The organism is Streptococcus pseudopneumoniae (assembly GCF_001068775.1).
Classification (GTDB): Bacteria; Bacillota; Bacilli; order Lactobacillales; family Streptococcaceae; genus Streptococcus; species Streptococcus pseudopneumoniae_N.
Genome location: NZ_JWAJ01000015.1, coordinates 1 through 15,020 on the forward strand (window position 1 = coordinate 1; position 15,020 = coordinate 15,020).

The 15,020-nt window shown below is 39.7% G+C and carries 12 protein-coding genes and 3 pseudogenes; 8 read left to right on the top strand and 7 right to left on the bottom strand.

Going from position 1 to position 15,020, the window contains the following annotated elements:
* A pseudogene (locus ADF68_RS10745) lies at positions 1-111 on the bottom strand (IS5/IS1182 family transposase); the annotation flags it as partial.
* Between the two features lie 46 nt (positions 112-157).
* On the opposite strand from ADF68_RS10745, the pseudogene ADF68_RS00495 reads away from it, so the two are divergent.
* Both ADF68_RS00495 and ADF68_RS00500 read left to right on the top strand, forming a co-directional pair.
* A pseudogene (locus ADF68_RS00495) lies at positions 158-748 on the top strand (dicarboxylate/amino acid:cation symporter); the annotation flags it as partial.
* Positions 749-761: 13 nt separating this feature from the next.
* Positions 762-1,703: an ATP-grasp domain-containing protein gene (locus ADF68_RS00500; RefSeq protein WP_049548179.1), complete on the top strand. Its 942-nt coding sequence runs from the start codon at positions 762-764 to the stop codon at positions 1,701-1,703.
* Between the two features lie 227 nt (positions 1,704-1,930).
* Here the strand turns inward: ADF68_RS00500 and ADF68_RS00505 are convergent, their stop codons facing one another.
* Genes ADF68_RS00505 through ADF68_RS00525 form a run of 5 tightly spaced genes read right to left on the bottom strand, consistent with a single transcriptional unit; the run spans position 1,931 to position 6,627 of the window.
* Positions 1,931-2,794, bottom strand: coding sequence for a YihY/virulence factor BrkB family protein (locus ADF68_RS00505; RefSeq protein ID WP_049548180.1), 864 nt, complete (start codon positions 2,792-2,794; stop codon positions 1,931-1,933).
* Positions 2,795-2,825: 31 nt separating this feature from the next.
* Positions 2,826-4,880 carry a cation:proton antiporter gene (locus ADF68_RS00510; RefSeq protein WP_049548181.1) on the bottom strand — a complete coding sequence of 685 codons (2,055 nt, stop codon included), beginning with the start codon at positions 4,878-4,880 and terminating at the stop codon, positions 2,826-2,828.
* 11 nt (positions 4,881-4,891) lie between these two features.
* Positions 4,892-5,146 (bottom strand): hypothetical protein, encoded by a 255-nt coding sequence (locus tag ADF68_RS00515; protein ID WP_049548182.1) that lies wholly within the window; start codon positions 5,144-5,146, stop codon positions 4,892-4,894.
* Positions 5,139-5,696, bottom strand: coding sequence for a tRNA (mnm(5)s(2)U34)-methyltransferase (locus tag ADF68_RS00520; protein WP_049548183.1), 558 nt, complete (start codon positions 5,694-5,696; stop codon positions 5,139-5,141). Before ADF68_RS00520 ends, ADF68_RS00515 begins: the two co-directional genes overlap by 8 nt.
* Complete coding sequence (locus ADF68_RS00525) at positions 5,680-6,627, bottom strand: TIGR01212 family radical SAM protein (RefSeq protein ID WP_049548184.1); 948 nt, start codon at positions 6,625-6,627, stop codon at positions 5,680-5,682. Before ADF68_RS00525 ends, ADF68_RS00520 begins: the two co-directional genes overlap by 17 nt.
* Before the next feature lie 201 nt (positions 6,628-6,828).
* Between ADF68_RS00525 and ADF68_RS00530 the strand changes: the two genes are divergently transcribed.
* The 6 genes and pseudogenes from ADF68_RS00530 to ADF68_RS00555 all read left to right on the top strand — a co-directional run bounded on the left by ADF68_RS00530 (position 6,829) and on the right by ADF68_RS00555 (position 13,378).
* Positions 6,829-9,015, top strand: a complete 2,187-nt coding sequence (locus tag ADF68_RS00530; RefSeq protein WP_148131806.1) for a PTS transporter subunit IIBC — start codon at positions 6,829-6,831, stop codon at positions 9,013-9,015.
* Positions 9,016-9,066: 51 nt separating this feature from the next.
* Positions 9,067-9,885, top strand: coding sequence for an endonuclease/exonuclease/phosphatase family protein (locus ADF68_RS00535; RefSeq protein ID WP_049548185.1), 819 nt, complete (start codon positions 9,067-9,069; stop codon positions 9,883-9,885).
* Between the two features lie 149 nt (positions 9,886-10,034).
* Positions 10,035-10,760 carry a CppA N-terminal domain-containing protein gene (locus ADF68_RS00540; RefSeq protein ID WP_049548186.1) on the top strand — a complete coding sequence of 242 codons (726 nt, stop codon included), beginning with the start codon at positions 10,035-10,037 and terminating at the stop codon, positions 10,758-10,760.
* Positions 10,757-11,689, top strand: coding sequence for a serine hydrolase domain-containing protein (locus ADF68_RS00545; RefSeq protein ID WP_049548187.1), 933 nt, complete (start codon positions 10,757-10,759; stop codon positions 11,687-11,689). The genes ADF68_RS00540 and ADF68_RS00545 overlap by 4 nt, the downstream gene beginning before the upstream one ends.
* A gap of 9 nt (positions 11,690-11,698) precedes the next feature.
* The gene (locus tag ADF68_RS00550; protein WP_049548188.1) at positions 11,699-12,610 is read left to right on the top strand and encodes a DMT family transporter; all 912 of its coding nucleotides are present in this window, start codon (positions 11,699-11,701) and stop codon (positions 12,608-12,610) included.
* Between the two features lie 35 nt (positions 12,611-12,645).
* A pseudogene (locus ADF68_RS00555) lies at positions 12,646-13,378 on the top strand (CPBP family intramembrane glutamate endopeptidase).
* A 110-nt stretch (positions 13,379-13,488) separates the two neighbouring features.
* Here ADF68_RS00555 and ADF68_RS00560 read toward each other — a convergent pair.
* A complete protein-coding gene (locus tag ADF68_RS00560) occupies positions 13,489-14,772 on the bottom strand; it encodes a uracil-xanthine permease family protein (protein WP_049548189.1) in 1,284 nt (427 codons plus the stop codon).
* Between the last annotated feature and the right edge of the window lie 248 nt (positions 14,773-15,020).

Consider the following 15,020-nt stretch of genomic DNA (forward strand, 5'->3'; position numbering starts at 1 on the left):
TTGATAAGCTGTTTTTAACACAGCTAACATCTCTTCAAAAGTAGTGCGCTGAACACCAACAAGGCGTTTAAAGCGTGCATCAGTTAATGGTTTACTTGATTCATAATTCATAGTTTTATTGTATCATATTTTGTTTCGCAGGAAGTCTTATCAATTTTTAGGTCAGGCTTTTATTAAACTGATCAATATGGTTATCATTCCGCTAATCTTTCCAACCATCGTTGTTGCGGTAGCTGGTGTTATCGGGAAAAAATCTTTTGGAAAAATCTTGACCCTGGCCTTTGTTACGGGTAGTTCTAGTGTTGTCTTGCCATCACTTCTTAAAGATTTGAAAAAACAGGGGCATGACGAGCATACAATTGATTTAGTTGTTCCTTTAGGATATACTTTTAACTTAGAGGGAGCAGCAGTTTATTTCTCAGTAGCGACAATCTTTATCGCTCACGCCTATGGCATTCAATTTTCTTTATCAAGTCTCTTGTTTACTGTTTTATTGCTGACTTTGATTGGAAAAACTGCAGCAATCGTACCATCAGGAGCTGTCGTAGTTCTACTAGCTGCAGCACCTCAATTAGGCTTGCCAGTTGAAGGAGTGGCCTTGATTTTTGCAGTTGATTTCTTTGTCAATGCCGGCCGTACCATGATCAATGTTCTGGGTCAAATCTTAACAGTTAGCGTTATCGAAAAAACAGAAGGATATATTTTAAAAGAAGAAAAGGAAAGCCAATTATCAGTCAGCTTTTCTTAAGGAGATATGAGTAATGAGTGAAGCAAGAGTTTATGTAATCCATGAGAATCTTGAATGGACCCAGCATTTGGTCAAATGGTTGGAAGAACTAGAAGTCCCTTATGAACTGTGGGATTTGTCTAGTGGGGTTTTAGATTTGCAAAGCCAACCTCCACAAGGTATCTTTTACAATCGCATGTCCGCATCCTCTCACACCAGAGGACATCGCTATGCACCCGAATTTACAGAGCAGGTGATTACTTGGTTAGAAGCACACGGGCGCAAGGTTGTGAATGGGACTGGTGCCATCAACCTAGAAATCAGTAAAGTCAAACAATATTTGAAGTTAAACGAATCTGGTATCGAGACTCCTGCAACAGTTGCGGTTTTAGGTCAAGAAAACATCATTGAAGCGGCAAGAAAATTAAACATTTATCCTTTGATTACCAAGCATAATCGAGCAGGTAAAGGATTGGGGGTTCAACTCTTTCAAAATGAAGAAGAACTTGAAGCCTATGTCAATAGTCCCCTCTTTGAACCTTCAGTGGACGGTATTACCTTGTTACAAGCCTACATCAAGCCAAGTGATGGACGTATCCGTCGTTCAGAGTTTATCAATCAAAAGTTTCTCTACACTGTTTCAATCGACTCTTCAGATGGTTTCCAACTTTGTCCAGCAGATGGTTGTCAAATCGGCAAGAGATCAGAACAACTAGAAACGTCTGAGAAATTCCAGATTACAGAATCTCTACCAGATGGTCGAAGAGAAGCTTATGAGAATTTCTTGAAAAATGCTCAGATTGAAGTTGCGGCGATTGAATGGGTTCAATCAGAGAGTGGAGACATTTATGTCTATGATGTAAATACCAACACCAACTACAATCCTACAGCAGAAAAAAATGCCACTATTTTTGCTCACCAACATTTGGCTCAGTATCTAAAAACAGAATTGCAAGCCCTGACTAGTGGACAATAAGGTAACTAATTCAAAAATCCCCCAGTATCTGATGACTGGGGGATTGATTTGTTTATACTCTTCGAAAATCTCTTCAAACCACGTCAGCTTCCATCTGCAACCTCAAAATAGTATTTTGAGCTGACTTCGTCAGTTCTATCCACAACCTCAAAACGGTGTTTTGAGCAACCTGCGGCTCGCTTCCTAGTTTGCTCTTTGATTTTCATTGAGTATTAATCGATAAAAAATTATTGATTTGCTTTAAAGTCCGGGTCTTTTAGGCTTTGAACACTGGCATTGATCACAGCACCGATAATTAATATCTTGGCAATAATTATAAACCAGAACATCATGATAACAACGATGATGGAACTAAAAAATCGAACGTCGACTAGATAGTTAACATAATTGTTGAAATAAGCTGAAAAGATTGTTAATAGAGATATAAGAGTAAGAAGTACGAATAGACTTCCAGGAAGCACGTAACGAATATGACCGACTTTCACATTCGGAAGGAAATAATAGAGCATGATCAAGATCGCAAAAAGAAAGGCATAAATCAGCGGTCCTGTAAAATCCTGTAAATATGCAAATAGAGAACTTTCGGATTTCCAGTAGTTTTTTAACAGATCCAATAACATATGACCAAACATACTTAGGAATAGAGCAAGTGCAAAGAGAATCTGTAATCCTAAACTAACCAGGAGACTCATCAGTTGATGGGAAATAAGCCCTCTGTTTTTAGCGATTCCATAAGCTTTATTAAAAGATTTTTGGAGGAAATTCATGGATTTTGAGAAGGTCCAAAGGGCTGAGATAACTGCAAAGCTCAAGAGACCAGCAGATGGTTGAGTCAGTACTTCTCGAGCAATCTTTGCTACTACATCATAGATCGTATCTGGTAAAAATTCCTTTAGTGTGATCAAGAAATCAGAGATTGGAATTTGAAAATAAGGCAAGATATTGACAGCTATCATAAGTAAGGGGAAGATTGAAATCAACCAATAATAGGCCACGGCTACACTGGTTAATTCAATATCTGAAACACGATAGTAGTGCAAAAAAGCTTTCAATAAAGGCCTATTGGTTAGTTGTTTCCACAACTTTTTCATTGCATAATCCTCCACAATAATAACCTAAATCTTAATTTCTGCGAACTAATTCCATCATATCATAAGGTAGTGTGTTGGCTGCTTCTTTTAGAGAATAGGTTTCTAGGTTGTTTACATTTTGTCGTAATTTTTTGGCATACTGGGCTGAGATGAGTTTTTGTTTTTCGTATTCAAAGATAGACTTACGTTCTAGATAGTAGCCTCTCAACATTTCATCAATGTTATTGGGTTTGATACGATTGATAACCCGTTCCACAAAGGCACCACTGGTAATATGACTGGTTTCACGGAGACGTGATTCCTGCATAAAGCTAATCAAGGAACTCTTATAAATCCCTTTCAGGTTTTCCAAACTTTCGATGATGATTTCAGTGTTGGCTAGGTAGAGCTCTGCAATCTGATCATAATCGATGGCTAGTAGTCTTTGATTTCCTTTGTCTCTCCAAGAACGGAAGGTTTTTCCAAATGTGAGCAATTCATGAAGGAGAAAACGCACAATCCGGATAGAAACAAGGAAGTAGTAGGTTAGGCGAGAAGCAAAGTTTCGCTTAATATTGTTCTCCATGCTTTTCAAGTACCGTTGATAAACACGATAACCTCTTTCACCGATTTTGCCTTCTTCATAGGCCTGTTCCAAACCATCGTTCTCGATACTGAGAATCAAGAGTTTAAGAGCTTCCCAGTCTTCTTGGATTTCTTTGTTTTCTTGGCTGAGGATGAGATTTTCAATCCGTCCGTGATAATTATCGATAGCAGCATAGAGGGGAACCTTGTTTTTAGTATGTTCCAAATCTTTCTCTAACTCCATGGCAACATCGTTTAGGATAGCGATGTGCATGAGATGATCCTTAGATGGTTCTTGCTCTTCAGAAAGGTGTGGCAAGACCAATAATCCAGTAAGGAAACTGGCCAGGGTTACACCAGCTACGAGGAAGAGAAGGAGCGGATATTCCTGCTCTAAGTTAGACGGTATCAAGAGGATGGTGGCAATAGAAACAGTTCCTTTAACGCCAGAGAATGTCAAGAGAAGCATATCTTTGACATACTTGTGGAGGCTTTTTTGAAGTTTCTTTATTCGAAACGCGTAAAAGCCGTAAATCATGAGAAAGCGGATGGCAAAGAGTAGGAAGGTTAAGAGGAAGATAGTGATGAGAAGGAGTACATTGTTATAAAAAGCATTCTTAAGAATTGGCTCCGCAATCATCTCCAGTTCCATTCCCAAAATAACAAAGACAGAACCATTAAGCATAAAGGTTACTGTGTGCCATACAGTCTCTGTAACAGTATCAACTTGGGCTTCAAGCAGATTTATTTTCTTGAAACGACTAGCTTTTAAAATACCAGCGACAACGACCGCAATAATTCCAGAAACATGAATCTCTTCAGCTATGAAGAATGTTAAAAGTGGTAAACTGAGATCCAGCAAGAGTTCACTGGCGATATCAGTAGCTCGTACGCTGAGGAGGAAGGAGTGAAGGGAGCGATTAATGAAGGCTGTTATAAGGCCAACTGCAAAACCTCCAACGATGGAAATAGCTAGGGAAATTCCTGCTTGAGCGATTGAAAATGTCCCTGTTGTCCAAGCAATGAGAGCAACACGAAAGGCTACTAGACCAGAAGCATCATTCAGAAGTCCTTCCCCTTTTAGGATATTAGAAACTCGTTTTGGAAAGGTGAAGCGTTCCGAAAGGGAAGCGAAGGCAACCATGTCAGTAGGCCCTAAGGCAGCACCAACTGCTAGGCAGGCGGCCAATGGAAGACTAGCCCAAAGGACATGGGCGACTCCTCCCATGCTCAAGGCTGAGATAAAGATAACTGGAAAAATCAAAAAGAGGACAATCCGCCAGTGTTTTAGGATAGAAGTAATGTCTGCTTCTTGAGCCTCTCGGAATAGTAGCGGGCCAATGACTAAAGCTAGGAATAACTCAGTATCTAAGTGATATTGGTTGTTGGGTAAGCAAAGCCCAATTCCAATTCCTAACAAAATTTGAATCAGGGGCATGGGTAAAAAGGGAAGCAGCTTATTGGTCGTACTAGAAACGATGAGAACTAGTAAAAATACCAAGAGATAAAAAAGTAAATTCATTTTCCACCTCCCTATTTTTGGTTACGACAGACTTCAAAAAGTTCCTTTTGTTCTTGAATTTTTTGATCAATCTTTGAGCAGTCCTTATGTTCGATTTTTTTCTGACAACGCTCCATTTCAAGAGTAATCAGTTTTTTCTTGATTTTCAACATTTTCTTGCTCATGCGAGCTTCGTCTAGAATCCCGACTGCACGTTCGTGTTGAGTAGATTCAACAAAGTTGTGACGCATGGCTTCTATTTTATCTTTTAGGTACTGTTTATCCATGTCGATACCTTTCTAATTTTTCAATCATGACCAAAAACGGTGGATTGTTGATTTGGTTGAGAGTGCGATAGATAGTGGCAGTGTATTCTTGTTGCGGTAACTGACTGACAAAATCCATGACTGCATCTCGTTCTATATCTCCGCCTTCATGCCCGTAATAAATCATGATGGCTATTCGTCCACCCTTAACCAGCATATGGCAAAGTTTATCTAGTGCCTCAATGGTTGTGTGGGGTTTAGTAATGATAGATTTATCGGCAGAAGGAAGATAACCGAGATTAAAAATACCTGCCTTGGCTTCTGCCACAAACTGATCCACGGTTTCATGACTTTGTAGAAGTAATTCAACATTAGTCAAGCCAGCTTCTTCTAGACGTTGACTTGTCTTTTCCAGAGCTTGTTCTTGTATATCAAAAGCGTAGACTTGTTTAGCTAACTTGGCAAGAAATAGGGTATCGTGGCCATTTCCCATGGTCGCATCAACAACAATATCCTCTTGGGTGATGACTTGGGCAAGAAAATCATGCGCCATTTCAAGTGGTCTTTTCATTCATAAACTCCTGTTTTACAGCCTTGCATCCTTGAACACTACCTCGACGTCTCATTTCAGCATCAATGCTATTTAGAACTTCCCATTTATTGAGACTCCACATAGGACCAATCAGCATATCTCTAGGCGCATCACCCGTAATCCGATGGATAACGATATGCTTGGGAATGATTTCTAGCTGATCACAGATGACCTTGACATATTCATCCTGACTCATGAGCTGCAAACGACCTTCATGATAATCACGTTGCATCCGAGTATTGGTCATGAGGTGAAGTAGGTGAAGTTTAATCCCTTGAATATCATTATCCGTCACACAGCGACGAACATTTTCCACCATCATATCATGAGTTTCCCCTGGCAAGCCATTAATCAAATGGGCAACAATTTCAATCTTGGGATATTTTCTCAAGCGTTTAACTGTTTCCACATAGAGTTCATAGGAGTGGGCACGGTTAATTAATTCAGAAGTAGCTTCATATGTTGTTTGTAAGCCTAACTCTACGGTAACATGCATTCGCTCTGATAATTCTGCCAAGTATTCGATAGTCTCATCGGGAAGACAGTCTGGACGAGTACCGATATTGATACCGACAACCCCAGGTTCGTTGATAGCTTGTTCATAGCGTTCGCGAATCACTTCAAGTTTTTCATGGGTATTGGTAAAATTTTGGAAGTAAACCAAATATTTTTTAACTTCAGGCCATTTACGATGCATAAAGTCAATTTCTTTATAGAATTGCTCACGGATAGGAGCATCAGGTGCAACGATTGCATCTCCAGAACCAGAAACTGTGCAAAAAGTACAGCCTCCATGTGCCACAGTCCCATCTCGGTTTGGACAATCAAATCCAGCATCAATAGGAACTTTAAAGGTTTTTTCTCCAAATAAGTTTCGATAATAATCATTCAAGGTATTATAGGATTTCATAGCTAATATTATATCAGAAAAGACCGACAAACTCAAAAAAGGTCAGCAAGAGAGAGCATGCCTAGAAAGTGAAACGAAAGAAAAAATCAAATTTTTTTTATAAAAGCCTTTACAAAAAAATAAAAAGTGGTAAAATTAAAACATAAACACGCGCAAACGTTTTCGTAAAACGTTTGCCGAATAAATATAAAGGAGATTTGAATGATGAAAGATACATTCAAAAATGTCTTGTCTTTCGAATTTTGGCAGAAATTCGGTAAGGCTTTAATGGTGGTTATCGCTGTTATGCCGGCGGCTGGTTTGATGATTTCAATCGGTAAGACGCTTGCAATGATTGACCCAAACCTTGCTCCCCTAGTTATTACTGGTGGCGTACTAGAGCAAATTGGTTGGGGAGTTATCGGTAACCTTCATATTTTGTTTGCCCTTGCTATTGGAGGAAGCTGGGCTAAAGAACGTGCTGGTGGTGCTTTCGCCGCTGGTCTTGCCTTCATCTTGATTAACCGTATCACTGGAACAATCTTCGGTGTATCAGGGGATATGTTGAAGGATCCTAACGCTATGGTTTCAACAATTTTTGGTGGATCTATCAAGGTTTCTGATTACTTCATTAGCGTACTTGAGGCACCAGCGCTTAACATGGGGGTATTTGTAGGGATTATCTCAGGTTTTGTTGGAGCGACTGCTTTTAATAAATACTACAACTTCCGTAAACTTCCTGATGCCCTTTCATTCTTCAACGGGAAACGTTTTGTACCATTTGTAGTTATTCTTCGTTCAGCAATTGCTGCAATTCTTCTTTCAATTTTCTGGCCATTGATTCAGACAGGTATCAACAACTTCGGTATCTGGATTGCCAACTCACAAGAAACTGCTCCAATTCTTGCACCATTCTTGTATGGTACTTTGGAACGCTTGCTCTTGCCATTTGGACTTCACCACATGTTGACTATCCCAATGAACTACACAGCGCTTGGTGGTACTTATGATGTCTTAACAGGTGCAGCAAAAGGTACTCAAGTATTTGGTCAAGACCCACTTTGGCTTGCATGGGTAACAGACCTAGTTAACCTTAAAGGTACTGATGCTAGCCAATATCAAACATTGCTAGACACAGTTCATCCAGCTCGTTTCAAAGTTGGACAAATGATTGGTTCATTCGGTATCTTGATGGGTGTGGCTGCTGCTATTTACCGTAATGTTGAAGCAGACAAGAAACACCAATACAAAGGAATGATGATTGCGACAGCTCTTGCAACTTTCTTGACTGGTGTTACTGAGCCAATTGAATATATGTTCATGTTCGTTGCAACACCTATGTATCTTGTTTATTCAGTAGTTCAAGGTGCTGCCTTTGCTATGGCTGACGTGGTTAACCTACGTATGCACTCATTTGGTTCTATCGAATTCTTGACTCGTACACCAATGGCGATCAATGCGGGTCTTGGAATGGATATCATTAACTTTATCTGGGTAACAGCACTATTTGCGGTTATCATGTACTTCATCGCCAACTTCATGATTCAAAAATTCAACTATGCTACTCCAGGACGTAACGGAAACTACGAAACTGCTGAAGGTTCATCAGAATCTGCTGCTTCTGGTGAGTCAAAAGTTGCAGAAGCTTCTCAAGCTGTTAACATCATCAACCTTCTTGGTGGACGTGCTAACATCGTTGACGTTGACGCATGTATGACTCGTCTTCGTGTAACTGTTAAAGATGCAGATAAAGTAGGAAATGCAGAGCAATGGAAAGCAGAAGGAGCTATGGGTCTTGTCATGAAAGGACAAGGGGTTCAAGCTATCTACGGACCTAAAGCTGATGTTTTGAAATCAGATATTCAAGACCTTCTTGACTCAGGTGAAGTGATTCCTGAAACTCTTCCAAGTCAAATGGCATCATCTTCTAAAAATGCTGTTGTATATAAAGGTGTAACTGAAGAAGTTTATTCAGTTGCTGACGGTCAAGTGGTTGCCTTGGAACAAGTAAAAGACCCAGTATTTGCTCAAAAAATGATGGGTGATGGATTTGCGGTGGAACCAGCAAATGGAAACATTGTATCTCCAGTTTCAGGTACTGTATCAAGCATCTTCCCAACTAAACACGCTCTTGGTCTTGTGACTGAAGCAGGTCTTGAAGTGCTTGTTCACATTGGTTTGGACACAGTAAGTCTTGAAGGTAAACCATTTACAGTTCATGTTGCTGAAGGACAAAAAGTTGCAGCAGGTGATCTCCTTGTCACAGCTGACTTGGATGCTATCCGTGCAGCAGGACGTGAAACTTCAACAGTAGTTGTCTTCACAAATGGTGATGCGATCAAATCAGTTAAATTAGAAAAAACAGGTTCTCTTGCTGCTAAAACAGCAGTTGCAAAAGTAGAATTGTAATATTTAGGAGGTTGGAAGCTGATTCCAACCTCTTGTTTATAGGAGAAAAGAATGAAGTTTTTAACACTCAATACCCATAGTTGGATGGAAAAAGATCCTGAACAAAAGTTTCAACTTTTACTTCAAGATATCCTTGAAAACAGTTATGATTTGATTTGTTTTCAGGAAATCAACCAAGAAATCACTTCAGCGCAAGTAGAAACAGGCCCACTTTATCAGCCATTACCATCGGCTGAGCCGATTCATCAAGACCACTATGTACGACTTTTGGTAGAGAAGTTGTCTGAGCATGGGAAAAATTACTACTGGACTTGGGCCTACAACCATATCGGTTATGATCGCTATCATGAAGGTGTAGCTATCTTGTCTAAAACACCTATTGAAGCCAGAGAAATTTTAGTTTCAGATGTGGATGATCCGACAGACTATCACACTCGTCGAGTTGCTTTAGCAGAAACAGTAGTTGAAGGTAAAGAGCTTGCAGTTGCCAGTGTCCATCTCTCTTGGTGGGATAAAGGATTCCAAGAGGAATGGGCGCGCTTTGAAGCGGTTCTGGAAGAATTGAACAAGCCACTCTTACTAGCAGGTGATTTCAATAATCCTGCTGGTCAGGAAGGTTATCAAGCCATTCTAGCTAGTCCACTAGTCTTACAAGATGCATATGAAGTTGCAAAAGAAAGAAGTGGAAGCTTTACCGTTCCGCCTGAAATTGATGGTTGGAAGGGGAACAGCGAACCACTTCGAATTGATTATGTCTTTACGACAAAGGATATGCAGGTAGAAAACCTTCACGTCGTCTTTGATGGTAAAAACAGTCCACAGGTGAGCGATCATTATGGTCTCCAAGCAGAACTAGCTTGGAAAGACTAAATAAGGTATTTTAGTAAAAACAAACCAGTCCCCCTTCTACTAGCAGAAGGGGTTGATTTATTTAAAGAGTTAATATAGTTAAAGTTTTTTATTGAATAACTTGTAAAAAAAGATAAAATCCTTTAAAATAAAAAGTGTTGGAGGAATTTATGATTGTAAATCAAATAAAGCGTATGATCCCGATGCTAAAGGTAAATAATAGAAATTTAAATGAATCATTTTATATTGAGACTTTGGGGATGAAACCCTTGCTTGAAGAGTCAGCCTTCTTATCCCTAGGAGATCAATCAGGTATTGAAAAGTTAGTTTTAGAAGAATCACCAAGTATGAGAAGCCGTAAGGTTGAAGGGATTAAAAAATTAGCTAGGCTACTTGTAAAGGTAGAAAATGCATCTGAAATTGAAGCCTTACTAGCTAGAATGGAAAAACATCCTCGCCTCTATAAAGGAAACAAGGGCTATGCTTTTGAGGTTCTTTCTCCGGAAGGAGATTGTGTCCTTATCCATGCGGAAGATGATATCAAAGATTTGAATAAAGTTGAGGAAGAAGTCACTTTTTCAAAAGATGACAAGATGAGATATTTGACAGCCTTTGAAATCTCTGTAGAAATCAACTTGCCAGAAAAGACAGCTAGTCTGCTTGAAAAAGAAGAAATCGAAAACCGACTAGCTTTTAATCAAGCTAAAGGTAGTGATTTGCTGGTTGAAAATAATGTAACTTGGGACTTGTCCATGTTGAAATTTCAAGTAGATAACTTGGAACTTGCTGAATTGCGTCAGCGTTTTGAAGAAACTGGTTACTTTATTCCAAAATCTGAGAAGTTTTTCCTAAGTAAGGATACCAACAACATCGAATTGTGGTTTGAAGAAGTATGAAACAAGAAATCATTCAAAAAATAAAGCAACAAATTGAGGCAGGGATTTATCCTGGTGCCTCTTTTGCATATTATCAGGATGGCGCTTGGTCTGATTGGTATCTAGGAGAAGCAAATCCAGAAATTGGCGAGCAGACTCGTGAGGGTTTGGTCTATGATTTGGCCAGTGTGAGTAAGGTTGTTGGAGTAGGAACTGTCTTAATTTTCTTGTGGAAGGAAGGTAAGATTGAGCTAGATAACTTCATAAGAGACTATCTTCCAGAGGTAGATTATCCAGACATAACCCTTCAACAACTCCTAACTCATGGGACGGATTTAGATCCTTTTATCCCAAATAGGGATCAGCTTTCAGCTGACCAGCTAAGAAAAGCTATGTTTCATTTGAATCGACGTGAGAAGAGAGCCTTTCTTTACTCGGATGTGCACTTTCTCTTGTTGGGTTTTCTCTTGGAAAGTTACTTCAAGAAAGATTTAGACCAGATTTTACAGGAGCAAGTTTTGGATCCGTGGAAGATGAAAGAAACACAGTTTGGCCCAGTTAGCAGTGCTGTTCCAACGGTCCGTGGACAGAAAGCAGGAGTGGTCCATGATCCCAAAGCTCGTTTGTTTGGGAAACATGCAGGTAGTGCAGGTTTGTTTTCAACAGTTCATGATTTAAAAATCTTCCTTGAGCATTATTTGCAGGATGATTTTGCCACATCCTTAAGTCAAAATTTTTCAGATTTGAGTGATAAAGAACGCTCATTGGCCTGGAATCTTGAAGGTGACTGGTTGGACCATACAGGCTATACTGGGACCTTTATCATGTGGAATCGTAAGAAGCAAGAGGCGGCAATTTTTCTATCTAACCGAACCTATGAAAAAGATGAGCGTGCTCAGTGGATATTAGATCGTAATCAGGTCATGGACTTGATTAGAGAGGCAGACTAGGGAGGAAGTATGTCAAAAGCACTAAAAGGAACTCTTTTTACAGTGATTGCAGGTATTGCCTGGGGCTTGTCTGGCACCAGTGGTCAGTACTTGATGGCTCATAGGATTTCTGCTCTCGTTCTGACCAATATCCGTTTGATAATCGCTGGATTACTCTTAGTTCTTCTGGCCTATACTAAATCAAGGGATAAATTTATGGCTTTTCTGAAGGATAAATCAAGTCTGTTTTCTCTCTTGTTATTTTCTTTATTTGGTCTTTTTCTGAATCAATTAGCTTATCTATCGGCTATTCAGGAGACAAATGCTGGGACAGCGACAGTCCTCCAGTATATCTGTCCAGTTGGAATTCTTGCTTACACTTGTATCAAGGATAAGGTGGCTCCGACGCTTTCAGAAATCATCTCTATGTTTTTAGCTATAGGTGGTACCTTTCTCATTGCAACTCATGGACAGTTGGATCAGCTTTCTATGACACCAGCGGGTCTCTTCTGGGGCTTGTTCTCGGCCCTAACCTATGCTCTTTATATCATTTTACCGATAAAATTGATTCAAAAATGGGGGAGCATTTTGGTTATTGGTGTCGGAATGACCATCTCAGGTATACTAGCAGTACCTTTTACTGGGATTATTGGAGCTAGTATTCCCTTTTCTTTTGATATTATTCTAGCTTTTTTAGGCATCATCTTGATCGGAACGGTCTTTGCCTACACAGCCTTCCTCAAGGGAGCTAGTATGATTGGCCCAGTCAAGTCTAGCCTCTTGGCTTCTATTGAGCCTATTTCAGCAGTTTTTTTCGCCTTCATGATTATGGGAGATATTTTCTATCCGATTGACTTTCTTGGAATGGCTATGATTTTATTAGCTGTGACTATCATTTCATTGAAGGATTTAATGTTGGAAAAGAAACACCACTCAGTGTAATTTACTAGAACAGTCTTTTTACAAGGACTGTTTTTTTGTGTTTACATCCATCTAAGTCTTTAAGTCCCTTAAAATGGTTTGGTATTTTTATCGTGACTGTTTTAATGTTTGGAGAGTTTATCATTCGTTCTACCCAACAATTTATGGTAAGTTTATCACCTTCAACTCTTACTAACTTTGCTGGAACTAGGGCAAATGTAGCTAGTGATAGGGCAGCTTATTCTAGTAATTTTACTTTTCAATTAATGATGTTAGGGATTACTTTCCTTTATCTCTTGATTCGAAATTATGATTTTAAACAAGACCTATACGCTGGAGCTGCTCTGTTTTAATTTGGGTACCCCTTATCTTTGCTGTAGTTGGGATATTTGGTGATATTGTAACAACCCTTAGTGGTGAGTACAATTATTTTAATACTCAGTTGATCCCTTTTATTGATCCCATGGAAATCATTCGAAAATTCATGGCTTTAACGCCGATGGCGATTTGCTATGCTTTACTAAATGGTTTTTATTCTTAGGCTTACTGACTTCAGTAAAAGAAAAGCACAAGTGGCTGGCTCTAGTCTACTCGGTAATTAAACGGATTTCTTTCCATACCTATCAAGGATTGCTTTGGGCCTTGGTGATTGGGCTTGTTTATGGTCTCTTTTATTATTTCTTGTACAAGTATGTAGTCAAGAATTTACTGCCATTTTTTCTCATGCATGCTCTAGCAGATATGTTTGGATCCAGTCTCTTGTATCTTCTGATTGCTTGGGGAAATTAAGAAATCAAACTTTTTGACAACAGTCCAATGAGTCACTGTATCAAAGTCTTCTTGTGAATAAAAATAGAGGTCGGGATTTCGGTCCCGACCTCTTGTTGATTCTATATGGATTAGTCTTTGTTTTCGTATGGCAAGATCAAGTTTAGGATGATACCTGTCATAGCTGATAGGGCAGTACCTGAAAGGGTAACTGGACCAAGTTTAAGGATAGCACCACCAAGTCCAAGCACCAACATAGCACTTGCGATGATAAGGTTGCGCATCTGACCGAAGTCAACACGTTCTTTGATCAAGACTTTCAAACCGTTACTTGCGATAACCCCGTAAAGAAGGATAGACATACCACCAAGTACAGCGTTTGGAATTGTTGAAATCAAGGCAGTGAATTTACCAAGGAAGCTGAGGGCAATTGCGATAAAGGCAGCGTTACGGATAACTGAGACAGAAGCGATACGAGTCATTCCGATAACCCCTGTATTTTCACCGTAAGTTGTATTTGCTGGTCCACCAAGGAAGGCAGAAACAGAAGTTGCGATACCGTCACCAAGAAGGGTACGGTGAAGACCTGGTTCCTTCAAGAATTGGCGTCCACAGATTTGACCTAAAACAGTATGGTCTCCGATATGTTCAGAAATCGTTACGATTGCGATTGGTAAGATGGCAATTGTTTCAGGACCGAAGTAAAGGTCGTATTGTTTGAAGGCACCACCTGTATTGAATGGTAGGTAGAAACCAGGGATTTCAAACCAGTTAGCTTCAAGAACAGGAGTGAAGTCAACCAATCCAAGTGCTAGGGCAAAGAGGTAACCACCGATAATGGCAAAAAGGAATGGGATGATTCGTAGGAATCCTTTTCCTTTTGTATTGATAAAGGCAGCAATGAGGAAGGTGACAACCGCTACAAGAGCATTTTTCCAATTTCCATCCGCTACAAGACCAGCGTTTGTAACAGCTGAACCTGCAAGTCCAAGACCGATAACGATGATCATAGGACCGATAATGATTGGAGGTAAGAGTTTGTCGATCCATTTTGTACCTGCAAAGCGAACACTTGCAGCAACAAGGACATAAACAAAACCAGTCAGGATAACCCCTGTCTGAGCAGCAGATACATCGCCACCCATTTCTTTCATGGCAAGTGACATAGCTGTGATAAAGGCAAAAGAAGAACCAAGATAAACTGGAACTTTAAAGCCAGTAGAGATCATGTAAATGAGTGTTCCTACACCTGATGCAAAAAGGGCAACCGATACGGGCATTCCCAAGATCAAAGGTACCAAGATGGTTGCACCAAACATGGCAAATACGTGCTGGAAGCTAAGAAGAATTCCCTTTCCAGCTGAAGGACGTTGGTCAACGTCTAATAACAAATCAACAGTTGATTCCTGTTTCATATTAACCTCACTTTTGGGCATCAAAAAAGAGCCCATTATTTTATAGCAATAGGCTCCCAGAGTAAGACCTCTCTAAAACAAGACTCCTTCATCAAGTTTTAAAGAGTTTTATATAGATCTGCGCCTTCGTCACCTCACGGGATGACATTAAAAACCTTTGCTTAGGATAGTATAGCAGAAAAAAATGATTTTGTAAATCATTTTTTCCCGAGCCTTGAAATAAGAAAGCGAGGTTTGATTTTGTAAAT